This window comes from Marinagarivorans sp., assembly GCF_982758155.1.
This window is the reverse complement of record NZ_CEXWTU010000143.1, coordinates 1-12,530: the sequence shown is the minus strand read 5'-3', so window position 1 is coordinate 12,530 and position 12,530 is coordinate 1. Positions and strand designations below refer to the sequence as shown.

Here is a 12,530-nt window from a genome sequence, read left to right as displayed (position 1 = left end):
CCGCCCACAATGGTGCCGCCAATCAAGCTGGTGGCACCTTCTGAAGCAGAGCCTTTGGCAAAACCGCCAATGTCGCAGCCGCTAATGGGTACGCCCGACATGCCCAGGTTCAGTACCTCGGGAATATTAATATTTAAAAAATCCCAACTAGAAGCCGAGTCGCCCGTCCAGAGTGCCGCATAGCGTTGCATGCCGGCATAACCACCGCGCGCAATTATAAAGTTACGGCGCTCGGGGGCTAATTCATTAATGCCATCCCAGGTGGCGTGCAGCAAATTATTCACATAGCTGTTATGCAGCTGCGCGTTGGGCAGGTAGTTGGTGGCCACAATGGCACCGGTCACGGCATCGCGGGCCTCTTGCGCCATCATCAAATCTTGTGGAAAGGTTTTGTAATTTTGTTGATCGGGCGGCAAGTTGGCATCAATGGCGGGGCAGGTCATATCTTGCCAAATCATATCTAGGCCAACATTTTGGATAAGATCTTGGTATTGCTGGCCCCACACTTTACGGGTGTTGGTAAGCCCAAAGTCGGGGTAATTACCGGCTGCGGTTAAGGGTGTTTGGCCGCTAGAGTTAGCTTGCAGCGGTGGGTAGGGGTAGGGGTTGTTGCCGTAATTAACCCCATAATTAACCCCGCCCGGATAAGGCTCGGGGTTTTCGCCGGACTCATAACGGCTGTTGTAAATAAGTGCGTTGGCGGCAATTAGGGCCTCGCGCTGCACATAGGTCGCTTTTTCACCCTCTTGGTTGAGCGTGTTGGTGGTAATAACCGGGGTGATATTGGTGGACATTTTAAAACCAATACTGTGTAAATCCCGGAAGAGCTCGGCGGTATTGGGGAACTTCATTTCGCTGTGAGTAAAGGTGCGGTAGTTGTCTTGAAAATCCACATCAATGTGTAATCCATCGCAAGGAATACGGGCCGCACGGTACGAGTTAGCCGCGGCCGAGAGCTTGTAGCGGTCAAAATAACCGTAAGCCCCCTGCTGAAACCCAAAGGCATAACGCGGTGGCATGGGCGCGCGGCCGGTAAGCGCGGTGTATTGGCGCAAAATATCGGGGGTTTGGCTGCCGGCAAAAAAGTAGGTGTCTAGCTCGTTGTATAGGCCACCTAAATAATACTTGCCATCCATATCCGAATAATCGCTAGCCGAAACATTGGCGTAAGTTTGGCCGCAATTATCCAAAAATAAACCGGTGGCAAATGGCGCACCGGCAAACGCACCGGTGGGTGTGGGGTCGTCTTCTACCAGTACCGGGATGGTGCAATACAGCGGAATGCTGGGGTTAAGTGGCCCGGGCGTGCTCTCTGATGGGCCGGTGGTGTAGGTGTAATTGTCATAATTAAAAAAGGTATAGGTGAAATTATTTTTTTGCAGATTGGCGCCGGCCTTTTCGCCTAGGCCATAGTATTTAGCGCCGCTGGGTGCGGTTTTCATCAACGCAATTACTTGCTGGCCGGGGATGTACAGCACCCCTTGGCCGGGTGCATCTTGGTGAATTAATTGGCTGCCCCGATAAACCTGCACATTAAAAGGCGTTAAACCAATTTGCAAAGTGATAACACCCGTCGAAATGGTGAGCTGATTGGCGTTGGGTTGTGAATGGGTCACATTTAAACTGTCTAGGCCTAAATCGTGATTGATAACCGCTGTGGACGTTTCGGTAGTGTAGGTGGCGCCAGCCGCAGGGGTAAACCGTAAGCGGTAAGCGGTGGGGCCCAGTAGTTCGATATACAACGAATAGGCTGCGTTGGCGCCAAAGGTAAAGGTAAAACGCCTGCCTGTGGCATCGGGTTGCCAGGCAGCAATATTGCCAACGGTAGGCCAGCCAGAATCATTGGGGGTAAAACCATTCGGTAAAACATAAGGAAATGTAGTGCTCATGGGACGAATCCTATAACAGTAGTAACGGCTGAATTAGTTGTTGGGGCGTTGAGTATTGGGGATAAGTACCGTGCTGATATCCACCGTATCGCTACCGGTATAAGGCGCCGATTGCGCGCGCAGTTGCAGCAACCACGAATAGTCGGCATCGCCGGTTAAACCATTCACCGCATTTTGGCCAAATATGGGTACGCGATATTTTTTGCCGTCGATGGTTTGGGTTACAAAACGGCCGTAGGGGTCGGTTTTAAAGGCCACTGCAGCGCCTGCCGAAAAGTGGCAACCTGCGCAACTTTCGGTCGCAAAAATAGTGTTGGGGTCGGCCAATAATCCGGCGGGTAAACGGTAATCCAATGCGACGGGGCCAGCGGGCTGGTTACCGTTTTGAAAGAAGGTTTCCATGGTGGTATTGATCAAATTCACCGGCACTAATTTACCCGGTACTTTAAACACAATGCTCTCGTGCGAGGATGGCAAAATGCGGCCATCGGGTTGGTTAGCAACCCCATTACTAAAGCTGGGGAACGAAGGCGCGGTGGGCCACTGTGTACCAATTAATTCGTAATACTGAAATACCGAATCCATTTCTGCGAGCGTAGCTTGTACTTGGGTATTAAGGGCGGCAGTAATTTTAGGGATGGGTAAAACCATTAAGGTTTGCGTAGGGTCCGTTGTAAGGGTCTCATCCCAGGAGGTAAATACAGCAGGGCCATCATCTTTACCGGTGGCTAGGTTGTATTGGTTAACGGGCGCGGCATTTTTAGGCGCCAACACATTCACCGGAATACTGGGGTTATTATTGTTAAAAAAGGTCGGCTTTAAGTGGCGGCCATTTTTATCTTTTTTAAGCGTATTGGCATTGGTGTTGTCTACTTGCTCAAAGGTGGCCCATATCCAAGTAGGGGACGATTGTGTACGCACCGCAATGTGCATACCGACCAATCCAAATTTGGCCTTGTAGGGTTTGCCCGTTAACGGAATAACCCGCGCTTCACGAATGAAAAAACGTTCGGTGGCGTCGGTATCGCTCATTTGTTTCCACGACATTTTTATTTCCATGGAGCCGTGTTTTTTGTTTTTCTTATTGGCCGGAAATTTAATTTGATTCTCGGCGTTGTAGGCAATTTGCCCTTCCAAATTATAGAGTTGATTCTGAACCACATAATCAAACTCGGTTTTATTCATGGCGGCTTGGTAGCGCACCCATTTTCCGTTTTGGTCCACCATTGGGCCAGTAAAGGCTTGCAGGCTTTCATCTAATACCGGTGAGCGGTAACCGCCTTTGCCATTCTTTTTATCTTTGGGGGTGCCCATACCCATTCCGTGCATCCAAAAATCTTTTTTCAAGCTGGCCTTGGATGCGTCACTCCACTTAATGGGGGCGGCGCCATCTTTGCGAAATACTTGGCCAATATCAACGAAGTATTCCCATACGCGTGGAGCGCGGGTGTCGGTAAGTGTAAGACTGTTATTAGGTGTGCCGTCATCTAGTGCTGGCCAGTTAAGCGCCAAAAAAGATTGCCACGCGAAAATATCAAATAATCGCTGACCTTCAGGAATGTTCTCATCCGGCAGGGTAAACGGTGGCTTAGCCTTGTTGGGGGTGGTGCTCAGTTTACGCAATGCATCGATGTCCACATCGTATGGTAACGCCGAATTGATACTGTTAGGGAATTCTACTTGAGTCTTAGCCAGCGATGGCGTCGCCCCTAAAAAGCCTGCGGATATCGCCAATAACGCAGCGGGCCTAAATAACAACGTCTTATAATTCAGCATATATTTTCTCCTGTGGTGGATGAGGGATGGCTTGGATTTTTTTAATATGACTTAGCTGGAGCTAGGTCATCAGTATGGTAGATATAATTAAGAACGTGATTTTTATTACGAATAATAATTATCGCGTTCAGTATCGTGCCGTAGGTGATTGTTTGTCTCTGATAGTCGCCATTCGTTAATGGCCGTAAAGGCCTAACAAGGCACGGTTAACCATTGTCGAGTTATTTTTAGCCGCAAAACGGTAAAATAGCTATTACACGACATTACAAAAAAAGATGTATTCATTAACGATGGCGAGCTGGAGGGTGTGGCACCGGGCATGTAGTGGAAGGTACTTAACGTGAATTTTGTAACTCTTGAAATTGGGTAGAGCGTGTTGCGTCAAAAGTTAATATTCAGCGTCATTTTTTTAAAAAATGTCACGCTTTGTTTAAGTCGATGAAAAACAAACGGTAACCTTGGTAGTCGGTGAAACTTATAGGGTGGGTGATTAAATTAGGGGCGGGTAGCGAGCTATAAAACAATGGCATTGAAAGTACATTTATGGCGCGAGTAAATCATTATCTGCTAATGCTTGTTTAGAGGGATAAGGGACGAGGCAATAATAGTTTATCCCATTAGAGGAAGCGGGACTGCAGGGAGGCGGGTTGGCGTAATATGGGGTAATGTTTTATTTTGGGGGAATGGGCTAGGGTTAGGGAGTGTGGTTGGGTCGGTGTCGGCATTCACCTCTGGGGCGCGCTGTGAATACTTCCTTGTAAGCTCTGCACAAACGTCCTGTTTGTGACGGCCCCAGAGATGAATACCGATACCTGTTTCTGAGCGTTTTTTATTACCTACAATATTGGGGCGCCCTAAGCCGGAATCTAATTCATTTGTCCAATTACGCTGCGCGTATTTTCACACAAAGCTGCTCCATAATTTTGACAGATTACAGCGGCGTTATAATAACGCAGAACAATATTATTTTTTACCATTTATTTAGTAGTTATTGTTGCTATTAATTTAAATTAATGTTGAGGGTTTTAATGATGAAAATTTTAGGCTGTGTATTACTTTTTATAGGAATAGCGGGTTGTAGTAGTCATCAAACTGAAACAAGTAAACAAGATGTGCCCATACTTGGCTGTTCTGTAGGTCACGGGATAGAATATGAACTGTGTCTTGCTAGTTGTGGAGACAGCGGTTCATGTATTGATAACTGTATAAAAGAGTATCCTGGGTGCCCATAAGCAGTTAGCAGTTTCTCCCTTATGGAAGGGAGAGGCTGTAAGCTTACTTCTGCTTATTTGTCTAGAGTGACGCCAGTGGAATCACGGCCCAGTTCAACCGTAGTGTAAATTTATCTTGTTACACTTAGCTTGAGAAATAATAGCAATGTTGGAATATCCCAATCAACGACGCACTGACATCAGTCTAGGGTTCAAAGACCGCACTGGTGAGGGCGGTAAGATAAATAGTTAGGTATGGATGGTCTATTGATGCTGGAAGGTGTCTAGATTTAGTAATTTAGGTATAGTTATAGGCCGTTTGGTCTATGTGTGGGCATATTCCTATGTGTGGCCATGAGGGTGAAAGAAATGCTATGTTCTGCCAGATAATATGGGGATCGCATGAAATCTAGACATTTAAAGACAATTTACGATTTAATTGTTAGTGACTATAAGATTATAGCCAAAGGCAATGGAAAGTTTATTCATTCGTTTAAACCCGCCACCACGAATACACTTTATCAATTTGAAGCTAATGGCACACCTGAAGTTATTGAGGGAGAGCGCTATAATATTGGATATTATGAAGATGAACACGGAAGTAAAATAATTGATACTTCGTGTTTGTCTAAAAACACCGAAGTCAATCCGATGCTTAGTTACTTATATGCCACCAAATTATCTGAAGGTAAGCATGAAATCAATAAACAAAAAAATGATGATCGTGTAAGCCATGGTGCTACTGATGGGTACTATTGGGGTAAAAAGTATGCGTGGCGAGAGTTTGGTTTGGCTATTTCCAAAGATGCATTTTATACTTATTTAGAAGAGATCAAACATCTTCAAGTTAAGTGCATAACTAGTAATCCAGTAATGGGGTTCAGTAATGAGCCGTCCACTGCATATAAAGAAGATGGTTTGGCGGACGCTATACATGGATTAATTTCATCAGCAGATAAGGTCACAAAAGTTCGTTATAAATCCACTTTATACTCCAAGCAATTTTCTATTAAAGGGATTGAAGCTATTACTGATAAAAAATAACATAACAAAACGCTGTATCGGTCGCATATTGCTACGCTCCTTTATGTGTGTCGAGGTGCTCCATTTTACACAAACGCTCTCCACAATATACGCTGTAATCTTGGCGCTATGTTTTATACATAAATATTTGGTCAAAAAAACGGGTAGTATAGGCCTCTAACCCAATAAAGCTGGGGCTGTAGTTTGATCGGAGCTGATTGATTTAGGGCTGTATTGATCTCTAATCTGGAATCCAGTGGTCACTTGCCCTTGGTAAACATCATTTCTAATGCATCAAGCTGTTGTAACCAATTGATTTATATAGAATCTCAGCTAAAAGATGTGTATAAAACAGAGGTTTGGCGTTATGTGAATAAAAAGAATAAATATGTCCTCTTTAGCTATAGGGTCAACTATGGAAAGTTTATTAAAAATTGCTGTTAAAAAAGCACCTCTCCCCACGTTAGGTACAGCTTTGCTGTATTTCGTTATCATGGCACTGATCGAAAACAATCTAATTCAAGATATTGATACATACAAACTGGCCATCATCCTAGGGGGGATCTTACTGTTCAGCCTTAGCCTTTTAACGTACAAAGCTATACCGAACAGCTCGAAATTAGCTATCAGAGATGTTAGCGCCGAAGATATTGATTCCGCCTCGGACATAATTATAGGGAAAAAATTAGCAAGTAAATCTAACGCTGAAACTGCTATTGACGGGGTAAAAATCAAGGGAGCTAAAACAGGTGGTGACTTTGTTATTGGCGAGAAGTTAACAAACGATGACTAATATACATAATGATCAAAAATTACCAGCTATATCAGATGTCAAATTAAAAGATGTCGAGGCTAATGGCGACATAGTAGTCGGGGTAAAAAAAGAGTCCAATCTCAAAATTACAATACCGGCACCAGACCCAGAAAAAATCCAAAAGATTATTGATCACAGCAAGCAGTTAGCTGCTAACAGCCCACAATACTTAGATATGCTTGAGCAACTTTCAAGTTACAAGAAGCCGAGACCGGGGCGTCCAATACTTGGATTAAAGGGCAAACTTAAAGCGGGTAATAGAGAGGATCTATACGAAGATGCTGAGTTTTATAAAGATAAATTTGCACAACGACTAGCAAGGTATCAGTTTTCTAATCAAGCAGTCGCAATTCACCTTTATTTTCTTACTCAAATCAATGAGAGATTCAGCTCAAAAATATTACCCCTAATAAAAGATGATTTCTCAACAACTGCTATAGACTCTGCGATTTCAGACTTGATAATTCAGCCATTTGTTTCAGAGGTCATCACAGCAGACCCTACAATGAATGCTGACATAATTAGAGGTATGCTCTACTTCCTAACAGGTAACTGCCATATTAAATGGAGTCACCCATGATACTTTACCACCCTTTAAAAGACGCAAATCATTGTATCTACAGAATGCTAAGTATATTAGTCAAATCACCCTCAGAAATCTCTTTAGAGCGTTTAAGGGTGATTGATTTTTTCCACATTTTTCCACATTTGCTCGCATCAATATCACCATGGCCTAGCGATATCGGAGAATACAAAAAGTACACAAAAAAAATACCACCTTCTTTTGAATCAATACCAGATAAAAGGCGGTTGTTTTATGAGCTTACTGAAATACACAAACAATCAATATTGACACTAGTATCCAAAGGTATTCTAGATAAAGATAGAGCGAAGTCTGGGGTCGCAATGCTCAATAAAAATAATATTCCTGAAAAATTAATTACCACCATAGAAAACGACGAATATAACAACTCAAAAATATTTGAAATATTAACAAAAGGCTTAACTGTTACGCCATGGTCAGGGCGAAATGGATTAAAAGATAGATCTGGGCTGATGGAGTTTAGATATGACGAATAACACAACACTAGTAATCAATAGAGTTGTAATAGCTCAGTCAGGACATATTGCATATGATGAGAAGTTCCATACCGGACTTAATGTTATTAGAGGTGAGAATGGCGTAGGAAAGTCATCAATAATAGAGCTTATTTCATATGGTCTTGGTGCGGACATAAAAAAAACAAATTGGAAAAAAGAAGCTTTGCTTTGCTCAGAAGTTATCATTGAGCTTAAAATCAATAAGCTTCCATATGTTTTTAAGCGCAAAATTGAAGGTGATTCAAAAAAGCCACCAATATACATTTTTGAAGGGAGTTATATTGACAGCAAAACCCCTAATCAAACATGGACGAAATATGGTTATAGAAAAACAGACTCAAAGAAAAGTTTTGCGATGCAGATATTTTATTTACTAGGTTACGAGCAATACAGTACGGATGAAGATCAATCTCTAACCATGCACCAAATAATGAGACTGCTTTACGTAGATCAGGATACTCCATCGTCTAAGATTTTCAGGTTGGAACCATTTGTCTACGATAGGGAGTCGTTAAGAAAAGCTATTGGTGACTTTATGTTTGGACTTGATAATTTGGAGGCACACAAGACTAGACAGGAATTAATAGCTGCGACGAAAGTTTTTGAAAAGCTAGATGAAGAGACGCGTACTATATTTAAGGTTCTTGGTAGGTCAAACCTCAGAGCAACAACCGCATCAATAGAAAGCGAAATAAAAAGTCTTTATGAATCTTTAGAAAAAACAAATCAGTCTCAGATAGACCTAAAAAGAGATGGCGTTCACGCCGATACTGAAGAGTTAACAAAAAGAGCATCTAAGATCAACAAGGAAATATCTCTAAGTACTAGCGGTATTTCTAAAATGGAAGAAAGGCTCCTATCAATCAGTTACGATATCTCCAATAGTCTAGAATTTATAACCACAATTGAGCATAGGGAGTCGTCACTTAGAAATTCTCAACTAACAGTTAATGAGCTCGGAATGATCGATTTTGAATACTGTCCAAGCTGTCTAAAAAAAGTTAGTCCCCCTGAAAACGTATCAACTTGTAAACTCTGTAAATCAGAGTTTAATGGGCAAGTAATAAATGAGTCGTACATACAGGCTCTGAATGAGCTTGATTTCCAGAAAAAAGAAAGCTCAAAAATACTTAACAAATATATCGATGAGAAGTCTGAGATATCTGTAATGCTTAGAAATGAGTATAATGAAATCAATCGATTAAAAAACGAATTCAATGAAATTAATAGCTTTACCAGCGAGTTCGAGGCAAAACTTACAACGTTATCCAGAGGGAAAGGTTTTATTGAGTCTCAAATATTGGCTTTAAAGGATAGGCTATCACTGGCGTCTGAAATTCAGATTTTGTTAGATAAAAAAGATGCTGCGGCTAAATCAATGTCCTCACTTACTACGGAATTGAAGTCATTAGAGTTTTTGAGCGAACATAGAAGAAAGTCAATTTCTCTTATAATATCACAGCAAGTGACGTCGATACTTAGTAAGGATTTAGGCTACGAGAAGGCATTTTCTGACCCGGATAATTTTGAATTTGATTTCTCAACTGACTCAATGCTTCTTGATGATGTCGCAAAATTTTCAGCAAGTTCAAATACATTATTAAAGAACACCTTTCATTTTTCCGTACTTCTCGCTGCAATCAATGACGATAAATTTAGGATTCCCTGCTTTATGATGTTCGACAACATCGAAGACAATGGGATGACAGAAGAAAGAAGCCATAATTTTCAAAAAATATTATTTGACTTGTTTAAGGATGTCAGTAGTGATTATCAACTGATAATGACTACTTCAATGGTTGATCCACTTTTAAATAATTCTGAAGTTGGTGTAGGCCCCTTCTATAATAAAGGTGAGCATACGTTAAATATTCACTAAGGAGATTAAAAATCAGAACAAAGATCTGGGACAGGCATTCGCTTTAAGTCATTCAGGTTCTTAGCTTGATTGCTATATGCTCGATACATTCAGTGCTATACGCAAAAAGTAGCTAAGGCTAAATTATTAGTTGCTTTTCTATTTAAGCGAATGCCTGTCACAGCCATTGGTATAAAGCTACCACTTTTGGTGTGCGAATATAAATACCGCGATAAGAATTATGAGTATGGCCGTGTGTTCATTACTCTACTATTCCCGCCCCCAGTCATTAATACTTCCTTGTATGTAGATTTTGGTGCATTAGCCAAGCTTTAACTCCATTGGTCGCGGCGATGCCATAAAGCCCTGTGCCGAAAAACTAGGTCAATACAGGGTAGTAGGCTTGGGGGGCTGCTAGCGATTATTTGATCGTTAGTTAAAAGTTTGATACTGAATCCATTCCTGAAAATTTCTACCAAAATCCGATCAGCTATGTGACCGAATCAAAACTAAGTTAAAATCTGTTATCTATATTACGAACCAAAAGGATTACCATATGTTTAGGGTTGAAATGTTACGTACTTTTAGTATCTTTGTTTTTTCATTGTCTGTTATTGCTTGTGGCGGCCGTTCGTCTACCCCTGTTGCTATAGAGATTGATTTTCCTCTAGAGGGGGCGCTCTATAACGGTCAAGAAATTACGGTAGCTGGACATTTAATTGGTTTTGAAAGCTTGAGTGGAATACCGAATGTTGAAATAACACTTGGCGACATTAGTTTTCCGGCCGCGGTTAATGGAGATGGAAGTTGGCGATTAGAGTCATTTCCGCTCGAAACGATAGGTTCGGTTACTTTGACCGCCACAGTCAGTGATGCTGATAATGATCTAGGCGAGAGAACGTTAACCTTTCAAAATATCCCTTCAGGTCCCGCATTATCTAATGCTGTATATTCTCCTTTGAGGGAACGCATATACACCTATTCTAATGAAGCACAATCAGTGCTTGAGTTAAGCCCTAAAAGTAACGAGATGAGAGTTTCTTCTTCGTCTGATATCGGCACTGGGCCACGGTTTGATGAGCGTGGCGGAGCGGTTAAAACTGGGGTCGCTCTCTACACGAATTCAAATAACGTGGACGTAATATTACTTTTGGGGAGAAGTACGCTTTTAATGGTTGATCCAACGACCGGCGACCGTGAGTGGCTAACGAATAGTGATGTTGGAGGTGGCCCTTTGTTCTACGCCGCTGATGGTATCGCCGTAGATTCATCCACAGATACAGCCTTTGTTTCAAATCTAGAGATTATAAGCGGTGAAGCTTTCCATTCAATTTATTCCGTTAACTTGATTTCAGGTGATCGACAGTTAATTTATGGGGCTAGTGTTTTACCTATACACAGAATCAGAGGCGCAGGGGGCATTACTTTCGATGACCAGTCTGGCCTTTTATATATTGGCGATGATGAGAGTGGAGAAATTGTAGCAATCAACCCAGCGACCCGTACAAAAAATACTATTTCTAGTGAAATTATTGGAGAGGGTCCGTTAAAACTTTTTTCACCAAACTCTAAAATATCTTTAAGCTTCTACAGCCATGAAGGTACACGTATTCTCATTGCTGGGCGTTGGAATAATAATGAGATTTATGGCATAAACCTTGATAGTGGTAATAGAATAATAATTGATGACATGGCATTAAATAATGCCGGTAGTAGAGGTGTTTTTGGTTTGACGGTCAATGAGCTAAGTAATGAGATATATGCGACCGTTGGTTTTGGTTTAAATAAAGCTTTATATCGGGTGGCGCCACAAGAAAGTGTTAGTGAAATACTGAGTCTTTTAGTCGGGGGAGGAGAGCCTATGCGGGGAGCTCAAGATATGGCATTTCGTCCGAGTACTCAGCAGCTTTACTTCTCTGCTCCCAATGACAGCCGATTAGTAAGCATCGATTTCGTTAGTAATTTACGCTCTTTGGCACTTTCTTCAGTGAAGTTTTCGACTATCGCCTGGAATGAAGCGAATGACATGCTATTTTTTAGCTATCAAAATAATGGTTTTAATTTATATAGTTTCGATATCGTAACTGGCGACGCCATATCAGTAATCAATAATAGTGTAGACTTTTCTAACGTGATAGAGCAGGTCATTTTTTCGGACCAAGGCGATAAAGCCTACCTACTGACAGGCCCACTATCCACCATTGTTGAATTAGATCTCCGCTCTGGTATCGCAAAAAAAATATTATCGCAGCAAGATATTACTTCAATAAATGGTACTAACTCTAAGCTTTCAGCGATAGCCTTTGATTCGATAAGTGGTGATGTTTTCGCGATTGGCGAGCAGTCTAAGGGCAATGCCATATTTCGGATCAATCCAATAACAAAGAATATTTCACAACTTGTAAGCTCTGAGGAAACTGATAATTATTCATTCAGGCAGATTGGTGTTGTCTCGGGAGAACTTTTTGTCCTCACCTCTAAAACACAATTTGTAAGAACACTTCATAAGCTAAACAACCAAAACAGTTTGGTTGAAGTTTCTGGTGCCAACATTGGTCGGGGTCCCTCATTTAGAGCTGTTTCTTCATCAACGCCTGAATTTATGGCGATTGATAAACATCGAGGCAGAGTATTTATTCGTATTTCAGAGGATATTTTTATGGTTGATGTCGCCACAGGTGACAGGGTGGTTCTTGCCAGATAATACCTGGCAGCATTGAAGTGTACCCTTAACATTATGTGCCCCCGCGATTTTGCCTGTGCTTGTAAAAATAAAGCATCAATGTCGATATTTATTCAACGAATATCGGCGGGGGTCGGTAATTATACATTAGTGGACGAAGTAACAATATTTCAGT

The 12,530-nt window shown here is 41.8% G+C and carries 8 protein-coding genes; 6 read left to right on the top strand and 2 right to left on the bottom strand.

Annotated features, from left to right (window positions below; genetic code table 11):
• Together AC3A8L_RS14310 and AC3A8L_RS14305 are read right to left on the bottom strand one after the other, a co-directional pair.
• Positions 1 to 1,889: TIM-barrel domain-containing protein (locus AC3A8L_RS14310; protein WP_487962949.1), on the bottom strand; the 1,889-nt coding region annotated here is incomplete at its 3' end.
• A 33-nt stretch (positions 1,890 to 1,922) separates the two neighbouring features.
• Complete coding sequence (locus AC3A8L_RS14305) at positions 1,923 to 3,665, bottom strand: hypothetical protein (RefSeq protein ID WP_487962948.1); 1,743 nt, start codon at positions 3,663 to 3,665, stop codon at positions 1,923 to 1,925.
• Positions 3,666 to 5,278: 1,613 nt separating this feature from the next.
• On the opposite strand from AC3A8L_RS14305, the gene AC3A8L_RS14300 reads away from it, so the two are divergent.
• The 6 genes from AC3A8L_RS14300 (at position 5,279) to AC3A8L_RS14275 (ending at position 12,376) form a co-directional block, all read left to right on the top strand.
• The gene (locus tag AC3A8L_RS14300; protein ID WP_487962947.1) at positions 5,279 to 5,920 is read left to right on the top strand and encodes a hypothetical protein; all 642 of its coding nucleotides are present in this window, start codon (positions 5,279 to 5,281) and stop codon (positions 5,918 to 5,920) included.
• Between the two features lie 394 nt (positions 5,921 to 6,314).
• Complete coding sequence (locus AC3A8L_RS14295) at positions 6,315 to 6,692, top strand: hypothetical protein (protein ID WP_487962946.1); 378 nt, start codon at positions 6,315 to 6,317, stop codon at positions 6,690 to 6,692.
• Entirely contained in the window at positions 6,685 to 7,293 is a 609-nt protein-coding gene (locus tag AC3A8L_RS14290; RefSeq protein ID WP_487962945.1) for an ABC-three component system protein, read from the top strand. Before AC3A8L_RS14295 ends, AC3A8L_RS14290 begins: the two co-directional genes overlap by 8 nt.
• A complete protein-coding gene (locus AC3A8L_RS14285; protein WP_487962944.1) occupies positions 7,290 to 7,793 on the top strand; it encodes an ABC-three component system middle component 5 in 504 nt (167 codons plus the stop codon). The genes AC3A8L_RS14290 and AC3A8L_RS14285 overlap by 4 nt, the downstream gene beginning before the upstream one ends.
• Positions 7,783 to 9,693: an AAA family ATPase gene (locus tag AC3A8L_RS14280; protein ID WP_487962943.1), complete on the top strand. Its 1,911-nt coding sequence runs from the start codon at positions 7,783 to 7,785 to the stop codon at positions 9,691 to 9,693. Before AC3A8L_RS14285 ends, AC3A8L_RS14280 begins: the two co-directional genes overlap by 11 nt.
• Positions 9,694 to 10,228: 535 nt before the next feature.
• Positions 10,229 to 12,376, top strand: coding sequence for a YncE family protein (locus AC3A8L_RS14275; RefSeq protein ID WP_487962942.1), 2,148 nt, complete (start codon positions 10,229 to 10,231; stop codon positions 12,374 to 12,376).
• The last annotated feature ends 154 nt before the right edge of the window (positions 12,377 to 12,530 follow it).